19 protein-coding genes are annotated in these 19,391 nt (G+C 63.2%); 16 read left to right on the top strand and 3 right to left on the bottom strand.

All coding sequences use genetic code 11. The features are described 5' to 3' along the window. The first annotated feature begins 77 nt into the window (after positions 1-77). From P9292_RS00345 to P9292_RS00275, 15 genes are all read left to right on the top strand, one after another. The gene (locus P9292_RS00345) at positions 78-917 is read left to right on the top strand and encodes a universal stress protein (protein WP_309853664.1); all 840 of its coding nucleotides are present in this window, start codon (positions 78-80) and stop codon (positions 915-917) included. A gap of 212 nt (positions 918-1,129) precedes the next feature. Further along, entirely contained in the window at positions 1,130-1,900 is a 771-nt protein-coding gene (locus tag P9292_RS00340) for a sensor histidine kinase (RefSeq protein WP_309853661.1), read from the top strand. Between the two features lie 206 nt (positions 1,901-2,106). Next, on the top strand, positions 2,107-3,897 hold the full coding sequence (locus P9292_RS00335; RefSeq protein WP_309853658.1) for an alpha/beta fold hydrolase: 1,791 nt from the start codon (positions 2,107-2,109) through the stop codon (positions 3,895-3,897). 10 nt (positions 3,898-3,907) lie between these two features. Beyond that, positions 3,908-5,314 (top strand): bifunctional enoyl-CoA hydratase/phosphate acetyltransferase, encoded by a 1,407-nt coding sequence (locus P9292_RS00330; protein ID WP_309853655.1) that lies wholly within the window; start codon positions 3,908-3,910, stop codon positions 5,312-5,314. After that, positions 5,311-6,504 carry an acetate/propionate family kinase gene (locus tag P9292_RS00325; RefSeq protein WP_309853649.1) on the top strand — a complete coding sequence of 398 codons (1,194 nt, stop codon included), beginning with the start codon at positions 5,311-5,313 and terminating at the stop codon, positions 6,502-6,504. The genes P9292_RS00330 and P9292_RS00325 overlap by 4 nt, the downstream gene beginning before the upstream one ends. A gap of 8 nt (positions 6,505-6,512) precedes the next feature. Next, positions 6,513-7,274, top strand: coding sequence for an enoyl-ACP reductase FabI (fabI, locus tag P9292_RS00320; RefSeq protein WP_309853689.1), 762 nt, complete (start codon positions 6,513-6,515; stop codon positions 7,272-7,274). Between the two features lie 2 nt (positions 7,275-7,276). Then, a complete protein-coding gene (atpD, locus tag P9292_RS00315) occupies positions 7,277-8,737 on the top strand; it encodes a F0F1 ATP synthase subunit beta (RefSeq protein WP_309853645.1) in 1,461 nt (486 codons plus the stop codon). Then, entirely contained in the window at positions 8,734-9,192 is a 459-nt protein-coding gene (locus tag P9292_RS00310) for a F0F1 ATP synthase subunit epsilon (RefSeq protein ID WP_309853641.1), read from the top strand. Before atpD ends, P9292_RS00310 begins: the two co-directional genes overlap by 4 nt. Next, positions 9,189-9,503, top strand: coding sequence for an AtpZ/AtpI family protein (locus tag P9292_RS00305; protein ID WP_309853638.1), 315 nt, complete (start codon positions 9,189-9,191; stop codon positions 9,501-9,503). Before P9292_RS00310 ends, P9292_RS00305 begins: the two co-directional genes overlap by 4 nt. A gap of 2 nt (positions 9,504-9,505) precedes the next feature. After that, the gene (locus P9292_RS00300; protein ID WP_309853636.1) at positions 9,506-9,766 is read left to right on the top strand and encodes an ATP synthase subunit I; all 261 of its coding nucleotides are present in this window, start codon (positions 9,506-9,508) and stop codon (positions 9,764-9,766) included. Then, a complete protein-coding gene (locus P9292_RS00295) occupies positions 9,763-10,461 on the top strand; it encodes a F0F1 ATP synthase subunit A (protein ID WP_309853633.1) in 699 nt (232 codons plus the stop codon). The genes P9292_RS00300 and P9292_RS00295 overlap by 4 nt, the downstream gene beginning before the upstream one ends. Continuing rightward, complete coding sequence (locus tag P9292_RS00290) at positions 10,458-10,706, top strand: F0F1 ATP synthase subunit C (protein ID WP_309853631.1); 249 nt, start codon at positions 10,458-10,460, stop codon at positions 10,704-10,706. Before P9292_RS00295 ends, P9292_RS00290 begins: the two co-directional genes overlap by 4 nt. Positions 10,707-10,719: 13 nt before the next feature. Next, on the top strand, positions 10,720-11,367 hold the full coding sequence (locus P9292_RS00285; RefSeq protein WP_309957770.1) for a F0F1 ATP synthase subunit B: 648 nt from the start codon (positions 10,720-10,722) through the stop codon (positions 11,365-11,367). Between the two features lie 77 nt (positions 11,368-11,444). Further along, positions 11,445-12,974: a F0F1 ATP synthase subunit alpha gene (locus P9292_RS00280; protein ID WP_309853626.1), complete on the top strand. Its 1,530-nt coding sequence runs from the start codon at positions 11,445-11,447 to the stop codon at positions 12,972-12,974. Then, positions 12,971-13,855 carry a FoF1 ATP synthase subunit gamma gene (locus P9292_RS00275; protein ID WP_309853622.1) on the top strand — a complete coding sequence of 295 codons (885 nt, stop codon included), beginning with the start codon at positions 12,971-12,973 and terminating at the stop codon, positions 13,853-13,855. Before P9292_RS00280 ends, P9292_RS00275 begins: the two co-directional genes overlap by 4 nt. A gap of 42 nt (positions 13,856-13,897) precedes the next feature. Here P9292_RS00275 and P9292_RS00270 read toward each other — a convergent pair whose 3' ends face one another. Together P9292_RS00270 and P9292_RS00265 are read right to left on the bottom strand one after the other, a co-directional pair. Continuing rightward, entirely contained in the window at positions 13,898-14,626 is a 729-nt protein-coding gene (locus tag P9292_RS00270) for a Crp/Fnr family transcriptional regulator (protein WP_309853619.1), read from the bottom strand. A gap of 295 nt (positions 14,627-14,921) precedes the next feature. After that, the gene (locus tag P9292_RS00265; RefSeq protein ID WP_309957768.1) at positions 14,922-15,515 is read right to left on the bottom strand and encodes a hypothetical protein; all 594 of its coding nucleotides are present in this window, start codon (positions 15,513-15,515) and stop codon (positions 14,922-14,924) included. 436 nt (positions 15,516-15,951) lie between these two features. Between P9292_RS00265 and P9292_RS00260 the strand changes: the two genes are divergently transcribed. Next, positions 15,952-18,201 carry an EAL domain-containing protein gene (locus P9292_RS00260; RefSeq protein ID WP_309957766.1) on the top strand — a complete coding sequence of 750 codons (2,250 nt, stop codon included), beginning with the start codon at positions 15,952-15,954 and terminating at the stop codon, positions 18,199-18,201. A 451-nt stretch (positions 18,202-18,652) separates the two neighbouring features. On the opposite strand, the gene P9292_RS43025 is transcribed toward P9292_RS00260, so the two are convergent. Further along, complete coding sequence (locus tag P9292_RS43025) at positions 18,653-19,330, bottom strand: hypothetical protein (RefSeq protein WP_409015111.1); 678 nt, start codon at positions 19,328-19,330, stop codon at positions 18,653-18,655. Between the last annotated feature and the right edge of the window lie 61 nt (positions 19,331-19,391).

Genomic DNA, 19,391 nt, shown 5'->3' with positions numbered 1-19,391 from the left:
CTCTAGACTCATTGGCTGTGAGGATCCGTGCAATCGACGTGTTCACCTGCTTGCCCTTCGGTTCAAGGAGTGACGTGATGAGCTACAAGACCGTTCTCGTGCATCTCGACACCAGCGTGCGTGCGCATCCGAGGCTGGAAACCGCCTTGCAGCTCGCGAGGCGCTTCGACGCACACATCGTCGGACTATTCGCGATCTTCGAACCCGACCCGCGCGCGTTCGAAGTCATGGCGGGGACCGCCGGATACTACGAGCAGCACGCGGCCATGCGGCGCGAAAGGCGCGGCGCGATCGAGCGGCTGTTTCACGCGGAGCTGAAGCGCGCGGGCGTGCCCGGCGAATGGATCGAAACGACCGAGCCTGCGAACGTCGTGGTGCCGCGTCTCGCGCGCTGCGCGGATCTGGTGGTCGTGAGCCAGGACGATCCGGGCGATGCAGAAGCCTACGTCGGCGATCATTTTCCGGAGACACTTATTTTGTCCTCCGGGCGTCCGGTCCTGCTCCTTCCCTACACGGGCTTTTTCGCCGAGCCCAGCCGACGTTCCATGGTCGCCTGGAACGGAAGTCGCGAAGCGGCCCGAGCCGTTCACGACGCAATGCCCCTGCTCAAGACGGCTGAGCGCGTGTCGATTGTCAGCATCGATACGGACCGGGGCGGAGCGCATGGCGAGCGCATTCCCGGCGCGGATATCGCGAAGTCCCTCGCGCGACACGGCGTGAAGGCCGAGATCTCGCCGAGCGTCGGCGCGACCGATGCCTCAGCGGGCGAGTTACTGCTTTCCCGCGCGGCAGACCTGAATGCGGACCTGGTGGTGATGGGCGGCTATGGTCACGCGCGCTGGCAGGAACTCGTGCTCGGCGGCGTCACGCGAACGCTCCTCGCGTCGATGACCGTTCCCGTGCTCATGTCTCACTGAACGGCCGGTTCGCCAATTCGATTGAAGGCGGACGCGGCCGCCTGCATCACGAACGATAGACCGGTCCCTATCGAATGTCCCCCGATACCTGGGGGCCATTTTTGATTTGCGTCAGTGTTTCTTCGAGTTCGTTCCATCCACAATGACCTGCCCGGAGATCCGGCCATTGTGGCCCCGGTTCCCGCTCACGTCGGCGCGCGTCGAGGAAACGAATGAACGACAGGGAAGATTCGATCCATCCAGAGCAGAAGCCGCGAACCCAAGAGCTGGAAAGGTCCGCTCGAGCCGCACGACCGGCGACTTCTATCCAGTCGGCGCGCGAAGACGAACGCAAGCGCATCGCGCGGGAGCTTCATGACGATCTCGGACAGAATCTCACCGCGCTCAAGATGGCGCTTGCCGACCTCGAGAAGCTGCTTCGCGAAAGCGGCATCATCACCGCTCCGTCATCGACGCGCGTCAGAGATATGGAATGCCTCATTGACATGACGGTTGCGTCGCTGCGGCGTATTGCAAGCGGCATGCGTCCCGTTGCCTTCGAGACGCTGGGACTTGCCGCCGCGATCGAAAGACTCGTCGAGGAATTCGTGCAACGGTATGGCATCGAGGTGGATGCCCGCTTCAGCACCGATGACCTCGGCCTCGAACCGAGTGCCGAGGAAAACTTGTTTCATATCGTGCAGGAGGCTTTGACCAACGTCGCACGGCATGCGTGTGCCGGCAAAATTACCATCGATCTGAAACGTGCGGGAAACATCGGCATCCTGCATATTTCCGACAACGGGCGAGGAACAGCGCTTTCCATGCTGGACGGTGGAAGCTCGTTGGGACTAATCGGCATGCGCGAGCGCGCCGATGAAATCGAGGGCACGCTGTCGCTCGACAGCGGGCCGGGCCGCGGTTTCCGCGTGCATCTCACCTTCCCGATTCCACCCACGGAAGATGCGGTCTCCTCGCCGATTTCGCCCCTCGCGCAAAGGTGAGACCCGCCGCGACGATCCGCTTCTCCGCAATCGTTGATTTGCGTCAACGCGGCCATCTTCGCAAGACGCTACATTTCTCCCGCAGCGCAACATAGTGCACGGTGCGCGATGCAAACCGCCATCGGCCGATCTCAAAGAATCGGTCAGAGCACGCACGCGAGCATGGCGAGACCTCTTCAGTATTCCAGAACGACAGGAAGCGACGAATGGATGCCCGTCTCAGTTCCGCCCCGCCGGGGAACGACTTGGTTCACGAAGACACACGGCGCAGCGTGCCCGAAGCACCGTTTCGGGCGCTGGATCATGCGAAGGAAGCGATGATCGCCCGAACGACGGCAGGACTGTCGCCGGCAGCATTGACGCTGGCGCTCGCGGACTGGTCCATCCATCTTGCCGCCGCGCCCGGTAAGCGCATGGAACTGGCCGCGCTCGCCATGCAGAACGCCAGGGGCATCATCGACTATGTGCGAGACGTCGCAGCCGGGCTTTATGTCGCGCCGCTCGTCGACGCCACGCCGGGCGATAACCGCTTCACCGCTCTTGCATGGCAGACGGAACCGTATCGGCTGTGGCAGCAGAGCTTTCTGCTCGCGGAGCAATGGTGGAACACGGCGACCCGTGACGTGCCCGGTACGACGCGTCATCACGAGGATGTCGTCTCGTTCGTCGCGCGCCAATGGCTCGACATCTTCGCGCCGACAAACTTCTCGTTGACGAATCCGGAGGTCTTCGAGCGAGCCGCTTCGACGTTCGGCCTGAGCCTTCTGCAAGGCGCCGGCAACGCGGTGGAAGACGTTCTGCGTCAGGCGGCCGGGCAGCCGCCCGCGGGCGTGGATCAGTTCAAGGTCGGTGTCGATCTGGCCGTCACGCCCGGCAAGGTCGTGTTTCGCAACCATCTGATCGAACTGATTCAGTACAGCCCGGCAACGGCCAAAGTGCTCGGCGAGCCGGTACTGATCGTGCCCGCCTGGATCATGAAGTACTACATTCTCGACCTGTCGCCGCGCAACTCGCTGATCCGCTATCTGGTGGGACAGGGCTACACGGTGTTTTGCATCTCATGGCTCAACGTCGGCGCGCAAGACCGGGACATCGGCCTCGACGACTATCGGCGACTCGGCGTGATGGCCGCGCTCGACAGCATCTCGGCAATCGTGCCGGGGCGGCGTATCCACGCCACGGGCTACTGTTTGGGCGGCACCCTGCTTGCGATCGCCGCCGCGGCGATGGCTGGCGCGGGCGACGAGCGGCTCGCATCGGTCTCGCTGTTCGCCGCGCAAACCGATTTCAGCGAGCCGGGCGAGCTGCAACTTTTCATCGACGACAGCGAAGTCTATTTCCTCGAAAGCATGATGTGGTCGGAGGGTTATCTCACAGCCGGTCAGATGTCCGGGGCCTTCCAGTTGCTGCAGTCGAACGACCTCGTCTGGTCGCGCGTCGTTCACGACTATCTGCTCGGCGTGCGAGCGCCGATGATCGACGTGATGGCATGGAATGCCGACGCCACGCGCATGCCCTATCGCATGCATTCCGAATATTTGCGCAAGCTCTTTCTCGACAACGATCTCGCATGCGGTCGATATCGGGTCGACGGGCGGCCCGTCTCGATCCGCGATATTCGCACGCCGATGTTTGTGGTCGGCACGGAACGCGATCATATCGCGCCGTGGCACTCGGTATTCAAGATCCACAATCTCTCGGATACCGACATCACCTTCGTGCTGACGAGCGGCGGTCACAACGCCGGGATCGTCAGCGAGCCGGGGCATCCCCATCGCCACTTTAGGTTGAAGCACACGGAAGCGGGCGATCTGCGCATGGATCCCGAAGCATGGATGGCGGTCGCTCCGACGCAGGAGGGCTCGTGGTGGCTCGCGTGGACCGACTGGCTCGCTGCGCACTCGGGACCGAAACGCATCGCGCCGCCCGCCATGGGGGAAAGCGACGACGCAACAACGCTCGCCGATGCGCCCGGCACTTATGTCTTCCAGTCCTAGGAGCCATGCCATGAACGACGACATGCTCATGCGCAACCGGACCTTCGACCAGCTCGCGATCGGCGAATCGGCTTCGATCGTGCGCACCGCCGGGCAGAACGACATCGACCTCTTCGCCGCGATGTCGGGCGACGTCAACCCCGCGCACATGGATGCGTCCTTCGCCGCGACTGATCTGTTCGGCCATGTGGTCGTGCACGGCATGTGGACCGGCGCGCTGATTTCCGCGCTGCTCGGCACGCGACTGCCGGGCCCGGGCACCATCTATCTCGATCAGACACTGCAGTTCCGCCATCCGGTCACGCCGGGCGACACCATCACCGCTACCGTGACGGTCACCGAAAAGCGCGCCGAGAAGCGCATCGTGCTGCTGGACACGCGCTGCACGAACCAGAAAGGCGAGGTCGTACTGCTGGGCGTCGCCACGGTGATCGCGCCTGCCGCGCCGATCGCGTGGCCGTCCATGCCGCGCCCGGAAGTGGGCGTGCGCCGGCATGATCGCTATGAAGCGTTCATCCGCGAGGCACGGCAGCGGCCCTCGTTGCGCACTGCAATCGTTCATCCCTGCTCGGCCGATGCCATCGGTGCGGCGCTGGAAGCGCGCGACCAGGGGCTGCTCGATCCCATCCTGATCGGACCGGAAGCCCGGATTCGCGCCATTGCCGATGCCGGGGGCCTCAGTCTCGAAGGCGTGGAGATCGAACCGGTCGAGCACAGCCATGCTGCCGCCGCGCGCGCGGTCGAACTAGGCGCGTCGGGGAAGATCGGCGCATTGATGAAAGGCAGCCTGCATACCGATGAACTGCTCTCGGCCATGGTCGCATCGGGGTCCGGGCTGCGCACGGATCGCAGGATCAGCCACGTCTATGCGATGGACATTCCGGCCTACGCGAAACCGCTGCTGGTCACCGACGCCGCCGTCAACATCGCGCCGACACTCGACCAGAAGCGCGACATCTGCCAGAACGCGATCGACCTGATGCATCTGCTGGGCGTCGAAAAACCGCGCGTCGCCGTCCTCGCGGCGGAAGAGACCGTCAATCCGAGAATGCCCACGACGCTCGACGCGGCCGCGCTTACCGTCATGGCGGCGCGCGGACAGATCACGGGCGCGTGGATGGACGGCCCGCTTGCGTTCGACAACGCGATCAGCGCGGCTGCGGCGCAAGTCAAGGGCATCGACTCTCCCGTCGCGGGACAGGCCGATATTCTGCTGGCGCCCGATCTGGAAGCCGGCAACATTCTGGCCAAGCAACTGGTGTATTTCGCGGGCGCCGATGCAGCGGGCATCGTGCTCGGCGCGCGCCTGCCGATCATTCTCACGAGCCGCGCCGACAGCCTGCGCGTGCGCCTCGCATCCGCTGCGCTCGCGAAACTCGCGTTCGAACGCGCTCAAAGAGGCGCGCGGACATCATGAGTGCGCCGCTTCTGCTGACCTTCAATCCCGGCTCGTCGACGATCAAGATCGGGCTGTTTCGCGTGGCATCCGGCGTGGCGGAGCGAATGGGACAGGCCACGATCGACTTTCGTGAGACGCCGCTGCGCCTGCATCTCACGAAAGACGGCGAGCGCGCCGACATCGCGCTGACTTCGCGCGTCACGGAAGACTTGCACGATGTCCTCGACGAAACGCTCGGCTGGTTCGCCACGCATTTCGCGCTCGACGATCTCGCGTCCGTCGGCCATCGCGTCGTGCATGGAGGCGATCGTTTCACGGGACCGGTCGCGATCGACGACGACGCGCTTGCCGCGATCACCGCGCTGATACCGCTCGCGCCGCTGCATCAGCCGCAAAGCGTGCGGCTGATCCGCGCGATCCGGCATCTGCGGCCGCGCCTTCTGCAGTCGGCCTCGTTCGATACCGCGTTTCACGCGACGCAGACCGACCTCGTGCGCCGCTTCGCGCTTCCTCGCGCGTTGTTCGATGAAGGCATCAAGCGGTACGGCTTTCATGGTCTGTCGTACCGGTTCGTTACGGAGCGGCTGGCGCAGACGTTCCCGCGCCTGGCGCGTGGCAAGGTGATCGCGGTTCATCTGGGCAGCGGCGCGAGCCTCGCGGCTTTCGATGCGGGCATCAGCCGGGACAGCAGCATGGGCTTTTCGACGCTCGACGGCATTCCGATGGCGACGCGCTGCGGCGCGCTGGACGCGGGCGTCGTGCTGCATCTGCTCGAGCAGCGGCGCATGGCCGTGGACGCGGTCGAGTATATGCTGTACCGGCAATCCGGGCTGCTCGGCGTATCGGGCATCAGCGCGGACAGCCGCGAATTGCAGGCGAGCGATCGGCCGGAAGCCCGCGAAGCGCTGGCGCTCTTCGCCTTTCGCATCGCGGGCGAAGCGGCGCGTCTCGCGGCCACGCTCGGCGGTATCGACACTTTCGTGTTCACCGCAGGCATCGGCGAGCATCAGCCGCAGGTGCGCAGTGCCGTGTGCGAGCGGCTCGCGTGGCTCGGCGTCGAACTCGATCCGCAGTCCAATGCCGGCAACGCACGCGTCATCAGCAGCGCGCGCAGCCGGGTGACGGTGCTGGTGATGCCAACCGACGAAGAACAGATCATCGCCGACGAAACCGTGGCCGTTCACCATCGCGAGGAGTCCATCGAATGAATCCGGTTATCGATCTGACAGGCAAGCGCGGGCTCGTGGTCGGCATCGCCAACGAACACAGCATCGCCACCGGCTGCGCCAGAATGTTGCGGGACGCGGGAGCGGAGATCGCCGTGACGTATCTCAACGAGAAGGCGAGGCCCTTCGTCGAACCCGTTGCGCAGGCGCTCGGGGCGTCAATCGTGTTGCCTTGCGACGTCACGGTTTCCGGTCAAATGGAAGCAGTGTTCGAGCACCTGACCCATGACTGGGGTAGGCTCGATTTCCTGCTTCATTCGATCGCCTACGCGAGCGCCGACGCATTGCACGCGAACCTCATCGACTGCCCGGCCGATGGCTTCGCGCTCGCCATGGCGGTGTCATGTCATTCATTCATCCGCATGGCGAAGCTCGCCCTGCCGTTGATGGCCGACGGCGGCAGCCTCATGACCGTGAGCTTTTATGGCGCCGAGCGCGCGGTCGATCACTACAACGTGATGGGTCCGGTGAAGGCGGCGCTCGAATCGAGCGTGCGCTATCTCGCCGCCGACCTGGCCGCGCGCCGCATCCACGTGCACGCGATTTCCGCGGGCGCCGTGAAGACGCGCGCGGCATCCGGCATCGATCATTTCGACGCGCTGCTCGACAACGTTCGCGCGCATACGCCGGCGCAGCACCTCGTCACCATCGACGAGATCGGACGGATCGCCGCGGTGCTGGCAAGCGACGCGGGCATGACGCTGACCGGTTCCACGATCTACGCGGACGCCGGTTTCCACATCACCGCATGACCATGGCTCAAGAACCATCCGATTCCGGCTCGGCGGCAAGCGGTCGCGTGATCGCGGTGCGCGGAGCGGTAATCGACGTCGCCTTCGATACCGCGGCGCTGCCGCTCATCGAAGAGTCGCTTTCGATCGACGCGGATAGCGGGCCGCCCATCATCGCCGAGGTGCAAGCGCACCTGGACGAATGCACGGTGCGTGCGCTCGCGCTGCATTTCACCAATGGCTTGCGGCGCGGCGCGCCGGTTCGCTGCGCGGGCGGCCCGATTCAGGTGCCGGTCGGCGAAGCCGTGCTCGGCCGCCTGATCGACGTCACCGGCACGCCGGGCGATCGCGGCGAGCCCCTCCCCGCCGACGTGCCGCGACGCCCGATCCATCGCCGGCCGCCGCCACTGTCGTCACAGGAGGCGGCCACGCAGATCTTCGCCACCGGCATCAAGATCATCGATCTGCTCACGCCGCTCGCGCAGGGTGGCAAGGCGGCCATGTTCGGCGGCGCGGGCGTCGGCAAGACGGTGCTGGTGATGGAACTGATCCACGCGATGGTCGAGCGCTATCAGGGCATCTCGGTCTTCGCCGGGGTCGGCGAGCGATCGCGCGAGGGCCATGAAATGCTGCTCGACATGCGCGGCTCGGGCGTATTACCGCGCACCGTGCTCGTCTACGGGCAAATGAACGAGCCGCCGGGCGCGCGCTGGCGCGTGCCGCTGACCGCGCTCACGGTCGCCGAATACTTTCGCGACGAGCGCCACCAGAACGTGCTGCTGTTGATGGACAACGTGTTTCGCTTCGTTCAGGCGGGCGCGGAAGTGTCCGGCCTGCTCGGACGGCTGCCGTCGCGGGTCGGTTATCAGCCGACGCTGGCGAGCGAAGTCGCCGCGTTGCAGGAGCGCATCGTGTCGGTCGGAGACGTATCGGTTACCGCGATCGAAGCTGTCTACGTGCCTGCCGACGATTTCACCGACCCCGCCGTGACCACCATCGCCGCGCATGTCGACAGCATGGTCGTGCTGTCGCGTTCGATGGCCGCCGAAGGCATGTACCCGGCGATCGATCCGATCGCGTCGTCGTCGGTGCTGCTCGATCCACTCGTCGTGGGGGAAGCGCATGCCGCGATCGCCATCGAAGTGCGGAGAACCATCGAGCATTATCGCGAGTTGCAGGACGTCATCTCGTTGCTGGGCGTGGACGAATTGGGCGCGGACGACCGCCGCATCGTGGGCCGCGCGCGACGCCTGCAGCGCTTTCTGACGCAGCCGTTCGCGGTCACCGAGGCGTTCACGGGCGTGCCCGGACGCTCGGTCTCGATCGCCGAGACGCTCGCCGGCTGCGAGGCCATCCTGTCCGGCAAGTGCGACACATGGCAGGAAAGTTCGCTCTACATGGTAGGCACGCTGGACGAGGCCCGCGCGCGGGAAGATGCATCGCGCGCAGCGACGCCGGGCGCGGCCGCCGGTGCTGCGCCATGAGCGGATCGCTGCGCCTGACCATCGCCACGCCGGACGCCGTGCTGGCCGACAGCCCCGATGTGGTGGCGCTGCGCGCGGAGGACGAAAGCGGCAGCTTCGGCATCTTGCCCGGCCATGCCGATTTCCTGACCGTGCTCGTCCCCGGCGTGATCCGCTGGCATGGCGCCGATGGCGCGCCGCATTTCTGCGCGGTGGAAGGCGGTGTCCTTCGCGTGTCAGGCGGCCGCGATGTGACGATCGCATGCCGCGGCGGCGTTCAAGGCGATACACTCGCCGCTCTAGAAGCCCGGGTCGAATCCGCGCGCGCGAAGCGCCTCGACGCGGCGCGGCGCGCTCGCGTCGAGCAGACGCGGCTTCATGCGCAGGCGGTTAGACAACTTCTGCGGCATCTTCGCCCGGGCGTGGCGATCGCGTTGCGCGAAGACGCCCGGGAAACGGACCCGAAAGCGCCATGAGTCGCGAGCAAGAACCCGTCGAACCCTCCGATCCGTCCACCGAACCGATGGCGCGCGCGGCCCGTCGAGCCACGGAGCGAGAGCGCGAGGCACGCGAGGAACCCGAGCCTTCGCTCGGCGCGCGCCTCGGTCAGATCGGCATCCTCGGCTGGACGATCGTGATGCCGACGCTCCTCGCGCTCTTGCTCGGCCGTTGGCTCGACCGCCGTTTCGGCACCGGCGTGTTTTTCTCCGCACCGCTTCTGATGATCGGCGCGGCGGCCGGACTGTGGTTCGCATGGAAATGGATGCATCGCCGAACGAGGAGGTGACGATGACCACTCAAATCGCAATCGGTCTGTCCGTCGGCGTGCTGGCCGGACTGATTCATTTCACGGGCTTGCGCTGGAACGTGCGGCTGCTCACGGCAGGGACGCCCGGCATCGCGATCGGGTTGCAGCTCGCGCGTCTCGGCGTGCTGGCGGCGGTGTTCTTCGCTCTGGCGCGGATCGGGCCGTGGGCGCTTCTATCCGGCGCGGCGGGGTTGCTGATCGCGCGGCAAGTGGTGCTTCGTCGGATCGGGGTGTCTTCATGATGCGCTCGCCGCTCGACACGCAAGCGCTGTTTCATCTCGGTCCCGTTCCGGTGTCAGCGCCGGTAGTCACAACGTGGGTCATCATCGTGCTGCTGGGAACGCTTGCCGCCTTGCTCACGCGCCGTCTTGCCCTTGTGCCTTCGAAGGCGCAGACAGTGCTGGAGATGCTGGTCGGAACGGTCGACGATCAGATCCGCGACACGATGCAGGCCGATCCGAACGCCTATCGCTCGCTCGTCGGCACGCTCTTTCTGTTCATCCTGACCGGCAACTGGTCCTCGCTCGTGCCGGGCGTCGAGCCGCCGACGGCGCACATCGAGACCGACGCCGCGCTCGCGGTGATCGTGTTCTGCGCGACGATCTTCTACGGCGTGCGCAGCCGCGGCCTCGCCCGCTATCTCGCGACGTTCGCCGAACCGACGTGGATCATGATTCCGCTCAACGTCGTCGAGCAGATCACGCGCACTTTCTCGCTGGTCGTGCGCCTGTTCGGCAACGTGATGAGCGGCGTGTTCGTCGTCGGCATCGTGCTGTCGCTCGCCGGCTTGCTGGTGCCGATTCCGCTGATGGCGCTCGATCTGCTGACCGGCGCGGTGCAAGCCTACATTTTCACGGTGCTCGCGATGGTGTTCATCGGCGCGGCGCTGGCCGACGCGGCACCCCGATCCACGAATCAACAAGAAGGCACACCATGAACAATCTAATTCAGGTCGTCAGCATCCTCGCCGCCGCGATCGCCGTATCGTTCGGCGCGATCGGTCCGGCGCTCGGCGAAGGGCGCGCCGTCGCGGCCGCGATGGATGCGCTGGCCCGCCAGCCCGAATCGTCCGGCACCATCTCGCGCACGCTGTTCGTGGGCCTCGCGATGATCGAGACGATGGCTATCTACTGCCTCGTGATCGCGCTGCTGGTGCTGTTCGCCAATCCGTTCATCAGATAGGCGCGAGACCCACATGCATATCGACTGGTGGACGCTCGGCCTGCAAACCGTCAATGCGCTCGTCCTGGTCTGGCTGCTCGCACGGTTTCTGTTCAAACCGGTCGCCCGCATGGTCAGCGAACGCCAGCAGGTCGTCGCCTCGCTCATGAACGGAGCCGCTGCAGCGAAGGCAACCGCGGTCGATGCCCAGGCGCAGGCCGCAGCCCAGACGGCGCAACTCGCGCAACATCGCGGAGGGCTGCTCGAAGCCGCCACCGCGGAGGCCGCGTCGCTGAAAGCATCGCTCGAAGCTGCGGCGCACGCCGATGCCGACCGACTGCGGGCCGCCGCCCGGGACGAAATCGACGCGATGCGGCGCGACGCGGCCCGGTCCGACGCCGCGCGCGCTTCGCAACTGGCACTCGACATCGCGGCGCGCCTGCTCGACCGCTTGCCGCCGCAAGCGCGTGTCGAAGGATTCGTCGAGGGTCTCGCCGACGCGCTCGGCCAGTTGCCACAGACCACGCGTGCGCAACTGGATGCCGGCGGCCTTCGGCTCGTCGCCGCACGAGCCTTGAATGACGATGAACTGGCTCACTGCCGCGCGGTGCTCGCGCAAACGCTGGGCCGTGAAGTCACGCTCGAAGCGTCGGTCGATCCGCAAGTGATCGCCGGCCTTTGAACTCGAAGCGCCCCATGCGATCGTGCGCAACAGCTTTCGCGCGGACCTTGCGCGCCTTCAAACGGAACTGCCCGGCCATGACACGAACCACGCCTGATCCGGCGGACGACTGGCTCGCGCGCAGCCGCGCGACACTCGCGCAAACCCGCTTCTCGACGCAAGCGCAGACGGTAGGCCGCGTCGAGCATATTGCCGATGGCATCGCGCTCGTGTCGGGTCTGCCGGATGTCCGGCTCAACGAAATGCTGCGCTTCGACGGCGGTCTGCTCGGCTTCGCGCTCACGCTCGACGCCGACACCATCGGCGCCGTGTTGCTGGACGCAAGCGATTCGATTGCCGCCGGCTCGTGCGTTGCCGGCACGGGGCAAGTGATCGAGGTGCCGGTCGGTCCCGGCCTGCTGGGCCGCGTGGTCGATCCGTTGTGCCGGCCGCTCGATCGTGACGAAGCGGTTCCGGCCGCAGCGCGCATGCCGATCGAGCGCCCCGCGCCCGCGATCATCGAACGCGATCTGGTCGCGGAACCAGTGGAGACGGGCATTCTGCTGATCGACGCCCTGTTCGCGATCGGGCGTGGCCAGCGCGAACTGATCATCGGCGACCGGGCCACCGGCAAGACCTCGATCGCCCTCGATGCGATCATCAATCAGAAAGACTCGGACATGATCTGCGTGTACGTGGCGGTCGGCCAGCGGGCGACGGCGGTACAGCGAGCGATCGACGCCGTACGCCAGCATGGCGCGCCCGAACGATGCGTGTTCGTCGTTTCGTCCGCGGCAGCGTCCCCCGGTCTGCAATGGATCGCGCCGTTCACCGGCATGACGATCGCCGAATACTTTCGCGACCGGGGCCAGCACGCGCTCGTCGTCATCGACGATCTGACGAGACACGCCGCCACGCACCGGGAACTTGCGCTGTTGACGCGCGAACCGCCCGGCCGCGAAGCCTATCCCGGCGACATTTTCTATCTGCATGCGAGGCTGCTCGAACGCGCGGCGAAGCTGTCGGAAACGCTGGGCGGCGGCTCGCTCACCGCGCTGCCGATCGCGGAGACGGACGCCGGCAATCTGTCGGCGTATATCCCCACCAATCTGATCTCGATCACCGACGGGCAGATCGTGCTCGACGCCAGTCTGTTCGCGGCAAACCAGCGGCCCGCCGTGGATGTCGGACTAAGCGTGAGCCGAGTCGGCGGCAAGGCGCAGACCGCCGCGCTGCGGGGTGTATCCGGGCGTTTGAGGCTCGATTACTCGCAGTTCCTGGAGCTGGAAATGTTCACGCGCTTCGGCGGTCTCACCGATGCACGCGTCCAGGCCCAGGTGACGCGTGGTGAACGCATCCGCGCGCTGATCACGCAACCCCGTTTCGCGCGCCTTCGACCCGTCGATGAAATCGCTCTGCTCGCCGCCCTCGACGACGGCGTGTTCGACTCACTGCCTGTCGACTCCATTCCGCTCTTGCGCGCGCGGCTTGCCGCGCATCTGAATGCGCATCACAGCGCGACGGTGACGACTGGCGCGCTCGACGAGGCGACGCGCACGGCGCTCGTTGCCGCTGTCCGCGATCTCGCAGCGCAGCTGTCGACGCCTATCGGAGCCATCTCGCCGTGAGCAACAAACTCGGCGAGGTCGAAGCGCGCATTTCGAGCGTTCACGAACTGGAATCCGTCGTCGGCGCCATGCGCGGCATCGCGGCGGCGCGTTCGCAGGAAGCGCGCGGCCGGCTCGACGGCATCCGCGCCTGCGCCGCGATGATCGGCTCGGCCATCGGCGACGCGTTGATGCTCGACGACCGGCCCGCGCATGACGGCCCCACCCCGAACGATGGCGAAAGACATGTGGTCATCGTGATCTGTTCGGAGCAGGGCTTTGTCGGTGCCTTCAACGAACACATGATCGCGGAAGCGGAGCATGTTCCCGGTAGAGAGCCGCCCGATTACTTCGTGATCGGCGGCCGTGGCGCCATGGTTGCCGCAACGCGCGGGCTCTCCGTTGGCTGGTCCGCACCGATGGTCGCCCACGCGGCCGAAGTCGCCGCCCTCGGCAGCCGGATCACCGAAGTGCTGTACGGGCGTCTCGAGAAAGGCTTGGCGAAGCGCGTGACGCTCGTACATGCAGTACCGCAGCCGTCGGCGGGCTTCGATGTCGCGCGCACATCGTTGCTGCCTTTCGACTTCAAGCGCTTTGCCGCGCCTGCGCGCCGCGTGTCGCCGCTCGTCACGCTCCCGCCGTACCGCCTGCTGGCGACGCTTGCGGAGGAGTATGTCTACGCCCAACTGTGCGAAGCGCTCATGCTTTCTTTCGCGGCGGAAAACGAGGCTCGCATGCGCGCGATGATCGCGGCGCGCACCCACGTACGGGATACGCTCGACCAACTGACCGAAGACTTTCGCCGGTTGCGGCAGGAACAGATCACGGCGGGACTCGTCGAATTGGCCGCGGGCGGCTCGAGCGACGGCAGGGCTCGGCTCACGTCCCGTTCGTCACGCTGAGCTCGTCTGCGAAGTGCAGAAGCATTCGTGGTCACACGCGTGTTAATCCTCGATCGCCAGTTTTGCGAGCTGTGCCGGGTCAAGCAACGTGATCAGACGCGGGCCATGACGCCGAATTGCGCCCTGGGCTTCCAGATGATGCAGGGCGCGACTCACCGACTCGACAGACAGTCCCACGTAATCGGCAATATCGTGTCGAGCCATCGGCAAGATGAGTTCGCCAATCCTACGGGTCGGGGGCACGTATGCACGGTCAATCCATAGAAGGAAAGACGCCAGCCGAGCGGCGGCATCGTTCTTACTGATGGTTATGGCATGATGCTGGGAGCGACGCAATTCGTGACATAGCTTACAAAGCAGACCGATATCAAGCCGGGGATTACGCTCGAGGATCGCCTCGAGTGCTTCGACCGGAATTCGATAGGCGACAAGCGGCGTAAGCGCTTGAGCAGTCGAAACGTAGACGCCATTCTCACTAAGACCGATCAGGTCTCTCGGGAACAGGAATGCGGTGATTCTTCGCTCGCCATTCGAAACAAGCTGGTACGTTTCTGCCACGCCGCTGACAACGTTATAGACGAAGCGGGCCTCTCCCCCTTCCGGATAAAGCACGGTATTCCGCCGAATGCTGACAAGCCGCGAAACCTCCATTAATGCTTCCTGCTCCGCAACAGAGAGAAGCTCAACGGCTGATCCGTCGCCATCTCGCCGGAAGGGTGCCGCGAAGATTGAAGGTCGGTACTCGGATTTTTCAGTCTTTTTATCGTCCATAGAGCGTCTTCAGGGAGAGCTCAAGCATCGCCCTTCCTCGTCCAGAATGTTGCCATAGTTTCGCATACGCGCGACGCCTTGGGGAATAACCTACCTCGTACTTTCGAGCGAAGGATTCGCCTATCTCGATCGTTTCCAGTCTTCAAGATCATCAGTCTGCTCTCGCGCATCTCTAAATACGGAGCCGCATGCACGAAGCGGAATGCGTCGCCAAATCCTTGTCGACTACGCACACCTTTCTCAGTAGTTTTCGATGAGAACCGAGAGCAGAGCGGTTTGCCGTAATCGGCAGACTTTATTCAAGATAAGCAGACCCGATCACCCGTTGACTCAAAGCCGCCCATTGCGCAGGAGTAGTGCGCGCCATGACCACTTCCTCGCTGTAATCGCTCAACTCGGCGGCACACCTCTTCGTTTCTGCTTCTGCAAAGCAAGCACTGTTGTCAGAAAGCAGTTGCGCGATTCTCGCCACTGCCAAAACCGCCAACACTTTTTTGCTAGACGCATCATCATGCAGTCCAAAGAAGCTCGCTTCGTAGCGCTCCGTCTCTGCGGCTATCCACGCGTCCGCTGGCATGCAACCACCGAGACGTGCAGATCCCCAATGCATGCCTACGCCGCGGCAGTAAAATGAGACCCTCGCACCTTTCGTCAAGGTCGTCACGTAAGCTTGGCTCTCAGGCACCATCGTGACTGTGGGTCTCTGGAAGATGGTCGAGCCTCCACTCAGACGAACACCGACGAGCACACCATGCACGCGTTTAAATGAGGCGACGCGCCCCGTCACAATCAGATGTCTTCCACGGAACTCGCCATCCGCACGGTGCGTGTCGCGCTCATACTTCAGCTGCAACATGTCCGAAGTAATGGCATCCGGACGATCTACCATGTCCGGGTCGTCTGCATAAGAAGACTGCTGACCGTCTACATACGCGAGTATTTCCGACCTGACAGCATGCTTGAATACCTGACGTTCTCGAGCAGTCAAGTTGACTGTCGGCTCGCCTAATCCATTGGCCCGACCAAGATCACGCGCAGCGCTTCGGTCCACATTGCGAGGACTGCTCTGTTGAGCGATGGTTTCGTCCCTGTCGGCGTCCGCAACGTGGCATCCTCCGAGGAAGGGTAGGAAAGTCCACAGAATCAGGCAGCGAACTATCGGCATTCTAGTCTCGCGAAAGGTTGACGTATCTGGTTTACGACAGACGAGAGAGAAACCTTAATTGGGGCCGTCCATTACACTCATTGCCCAGTCCTCTGGGACAAACGGGCATCAAGTCTTTCGGCGAAAGGTCGATAACTGTTTAGTCACGCAAGAAAACTTTTTGAGAAATCAGATGCAACGGGATTGCAGCGAATTGGATGAGGAGGCACGACTCGCAGCGCTCTCGGAGTTCGGCGTCGACGAGGTACTGTCGGAGCCGGCCTTTGACCGTCTGGTTCAACTGGCGTCGAACATATTCAAGGTTCCTGTCGCGCTCGTATCGCTCGTAGACGGAGAGCGTCAACTGTTCGCGGCAGGCAAGGGACTCGACGTTTGCGAAACGTCGCGAGACGTCTCCTTTTGCGCCTACGCAATGTTGCAGCCTGGTGTTACGGTTGTCGCAGATGCCCTTAAGGATCCGCGTTTTTGCGAGAATCCTCTTGTCACCGGCGCTCCCCACATCCGTTTTTATGCGGGTGCGCCCTTACTTACCGTCGACGGGCATCCACTGGGCACTCTCTGCGTAATCGATCGTGTGCCCCGCGACGATTTCAGCCAGTCGGATTGCCGGAATCTCGAAGACCTCGCAGCCCTCGTTTTAGACCGGCTCGAGATGCGACGTTTGGAATTGGCGCGGCAGGCAAGTCAACTTCGATTCGAGAAGATTGCGGCGACATCGCCCGATGCCATCCTGTGTCTCGATGAATGCGGCCGCATCACGTTCTGGAACGAAGCGGCCCACGCCTTACTCGGATACACATCAGAGTCTGTCACAGGGTGCGGCGTGGAGCTTATCGCTTCCGATGAATTTGCCGCAAGAGTTCGACAATTAGCTTCCGATGACGCAACGCTCGCAGCGGGACGTACCACTGAAACCGTAGTGCGCGCCCTCGACGGAACCGAAAAACACGTCGAATTATCAGGTTCCATGTGGCGCGACCATGGAAAACCGAGCTTCGGAGCGATCTTACGCGACATTACTGAACGCAGGCGTAGCGAGGAACGCCTGGTCAACCTCGCCCTTTTCGATGCGCTGACCGGCTTGCCTAATCGGGCGTTGCTGCGCACCCGGCTGGAAGACTCGCTCGCGCACGACGCGTGCGCCTGCGTGATGATTGTCGATCTTGACGGTTTCAAGGACGTGAACGACAGCCTAGGACACCTCGGTGGAGATGCTGTGCTTATCGCTGTCGCTAAGCGCCTCACTTCCTGCGTACGTGAAGCAGATACCGTCGCCCGAATGGGCGGGGATGAGTTCGCGGTACTTCTTCCTCGATTGTCAAGCAGCAAAGAAGCTGCCCGCGTGGCGACTGCCATCATCAACTCGATCGCGAATCCGATAGTGATTGAAGGCGAATCTGTTTGCGTCGGCGCAAGCGTTGGCATCGCCCTCTGGCCACAACACGGTTCAACGGTACGCGAACTGTTAGGCAACGCCGATCTTGCCCTCTACCAGGCTAAATCTGAGGGACGTAGATGCTGGAGATTCTTCACTGCCCCGCTGCGCGAGGTGGCAAGTGCGCGTAGAGCATATCAAGGGGAGCTCTTACGGGCTTTTGAGCAGGGTGAATTTAAACTTTTCTATCAGCCGCAGGTACGACTTGCAGACGGCGCGCTCGTCGGCGTTGAAGCATTGTTGCGCTGGGACCACCCGCAAAAGGGTCTGCTTACGCCCGGTGCGTTTCTAGAAGCCGTCGAGGCCGGACAATTGACGCCGCAGATTGGTGAATGGATCATCCGGTCGGCATGTCACCAAGCAAGTGCGTGGCGAGAGCGGTTCGGGCTGCCGTTGAGAGTGGGTGTCAACCTTTTCGGGGCTCAATTCAGCACCGGGGATCTCGCCCGCAAAGTGCGTCAGGCACTCAGCGACTACGAACTACCTGCTTCCTGTCTGGAGTTGGAAATCACGGAGAACATCATTCTTCGACACGATGAACAAATGATCGAACCGCTTCGGGATCTGCATGATCTTGGAGTGAGCATCGCTTTCGACGACTATGGCACGGGCTACGCCTCTCTAAGCATGCTAAAGCGCTATCCCCTCACCCGACTGAAGGTAGACCAAAGCTTCGTCAGTGCGATGCTTGCCTCTTCAGAAGACGCGGCGATTATCAGAGCGATTCTATTTTTGGGGCATAGCTTCGGCCTTGAGGTCATCGCTGAAGGTGTGGAAACGGAAGAACAGGCAGAACGGTTACGCAAAAAAGGATGTGAAGTAGCTCAAGGCTTCCTTTACAGTGCAGCGCGAGATCCATTGGCGCTAGAAAAGCAGATTCAACGTCGCGGTGGGCAACTCTTCCTGACCATCTCTGCATGTGGAGAGGAGAAACGTCCCCAAGATGAGAAAGAAGCAAGTCAGACCTCCGACTGAAGCATCCAGACGCCGCATACGGCACCAGTCGGATCCAAGCCGAAGTGTCGCGCAGCATTTTTGCTGAAATGATGCGACGTCCTCGATTCGATGATGATCATGTACTCGACGGGACGATTGAAGCGCACCGGACTTCACACTTCAATGCCCGGTGCTGCTTCAGCTGACTGATTGCCTGAACCAAATATGGCGGTGACTGTGAGGAAGCCTAACCTCACGCCACGGGAACTGCGGGCTTCGGCTGGCGCGACAGGATCGCTCTCCAATACAGACACGCTTGTGCAGAACTCGTCAAAAAAGTCCTACCGGTTTCAATGGCCTCTCCGGCCGCCCGAGCGACTTCTATTAGAAATGCGCCGAGGCATCCTTACTTGTCACATAGCGCACATTTGGGCCAAGCGACTCGGAGGCAGACCGTCTGTTCCGAAGCCAAAACGTCGCGCCGGACTCACTAATAGATGTCACGCCGGTAACGTCCCTCCTTATCTAGCGCTTCGAGCCGGTTCTCACCGATTGCGTCGCAAAGAGCCGCATGTACGGAACGCCCCGTTCGCTCGGCGCTCCCGCACAGATAAATGGAGGCGCCTGCGTCGATCCACTGTCGCAACGTCGCGGGGGCTAATCGCACCACGTCTCCGACGTACCGACCTTCTAGGCGATCGCGAGACCATGCATAGTCGAGCCGCTGCAACAGACCTCTGCTTTGCCAATCGGTCAGGTCCTCCGCATGAAACTGATCATATGCGCGATTGCGTTCGCCGAAGATCAACCAGTTCGCAGTATGACCGCGCTGGGCCCTCGCTTTCAGGTGCGCGCGTAGACCCGCGAAGCCAGTTCCCGCACCGATAAGAATGAGTGGTCTGTCATCGGGTGGCGCATGAAACCTACGGTTCGTTCGCACACGCAGTTCGACCAGACATCCTACCGGTGCAAAGCGCGTCAGCCAGCCTGATGCAAGACCCAGCGCTGCGCCGCCGTTCGCGGATTGTCTTGCCTGATGAGTCTGACGCACAAGAAGCTCGATCTGGCCATCGGACGGCAAGGAAGATATCGAGTACTCGCGCGAAGGCAGAGGGCTCAACGATTCAACAAGCGATTTCGTTGTGTGAAAGTTTCGCTTCGCCTCCATCGAGGGCAGGACACGCGAAGCGAGTGCTTCCAGCACGCTCATGAATTCGCCATCACTTTCG

It is taken from the genome of Caballeronia sp. LZ001 (assembly GCF_031450875.1).
Taxonomy (GTDB): domain Bacteria; phylum Pseudomonadota; class Gammaproteobacteria; order Burkholderiales; family Burkholderiaceae; genus Caballeronia.
The sequence above is the reverse complement of the archived record's forward strand: the minus strand, read 5'-3'. Positions and strand labels throughout refer to the sequence as shown.

What these genes read in the sequence shown, in the direction of transcription:
- P9292_RS00330 (WP_309853655.1), top strand. Translation starts at nt 3,908, where the DNA reads ATGAACGACGACATGCTCATGCGCAACCGGACCTTCGACCAGCTCGCG.
- P9292_RS00340 (WP_309853661.1), top strand. Translation starts at nt 1,130, where the DNA reads ATGAACGACAGGGAAGATTCGATCCATCCAGAGCAGAAGCCGCGAACC.
- P9292_RS00300 (WP_309853636.1), top strand. Translation starts at nt 9,506, where the DNA reads ATGACCACTCAAATCGCAATCGGTCTGTCCGTCGGCGTGCTGGCCGGA.
- P9292_RS00305 (WP_309853638.1), top strand. Translation starts at nt 9,189, where the DNA reads ATGAGTCGCGAGCAAGAACCCGTCGAACCCTCCGATCCGTCCACCGAA.
- P9292_RS00295 (WP_309853633.1), top strand. Translation starts at nt 9,763, where the DNA reads ATGATGCGCTCGCCGCTCGACACGCAAGCGCTGTTTCATCTCGGTCCC.
- P9292_RS00285 (WP_309957770.1), top strand. Translation starts at nt 10,720, where the DNA reads ATGCATATCGACTGGTGGACGCTCGGCCTGCAAACCGTCAATGCGCTC.
- P9292_RS00345 (WP_309853664.1), top strand. Translation starts at nt 78, where the DNA reads ATGAGCTACAAGACCGTTCTCGTGCATCTCGACACCAGCGTGCGTGCG.
- P9292_RS00270 (WP_309853619.1), bottom strand. Translation starts at nt 14,626, where the DNA reads ATGGACGATAAAAAGACTGAAAAATCCGAGTACCGACCTTCAATCTTC.
- P9292_RS00290 (WP_309853631.1), top strand. Translation starts at nt 10,458, where the DNA reads ATGAACAATCTAATTCAGGTCGTCAGCATCCTCGCCGCCGCGATCGCC.
- P9292_RS43025 (WP_409015111.1), bottom strand. Translation starts at nt 19,330, where the DNA reads ATGGAGGCGAAGCGAAACTTTCACACAACGAAATCGCTTGTTGAATCG.
- P9292_RS00280 (WP_309853626.1), top strand. Translation starts at nt 11,445, where the DNA reads ATGACACGAACCACGCCTGATCCGGCGGACGACTGGCTCGCGCGCAGC.
- P9292_RS00335 (WP_309853658.1), top strand. Translation starts at nt 2,107, where the DNA reads ATGGATGCCCGTCTCAGTTCCGCCCCGCCGGGGAACGACTTGGTTCAC.
- P9292_RS00265 (WP_309957768.1), bottom strand. Translation starts at nt 15,515, where the DNA reads ATGGTAGATCGTCCGGATGCCATTACTTCGGACATGTTGCAGCTGAAG.
- P9292_RS00310 (WP_309853641.1), top strand. Translation starts at nt 8,734, where the DNA reads ATGAGCGGATCGCTGCGCCTGACCATCGCCACGCCGGACGCCGTGCTG.
- atpD (WP_309853645.1), top strand. Translation starts at nt 7,277, where the DNA reads ATGGCTCAAGAACCATCCGATTCCGGCTCGGCGGCAAGCGGTCGCGTG.
- P9292_RS00325 (WP_309853649.1), top strand. Translation starts at nt 5,311, where the DNA reads ATGAGTGCGCCGCTTCTGCTGACCTTCAATCCCGGCTCGTCGACGATC.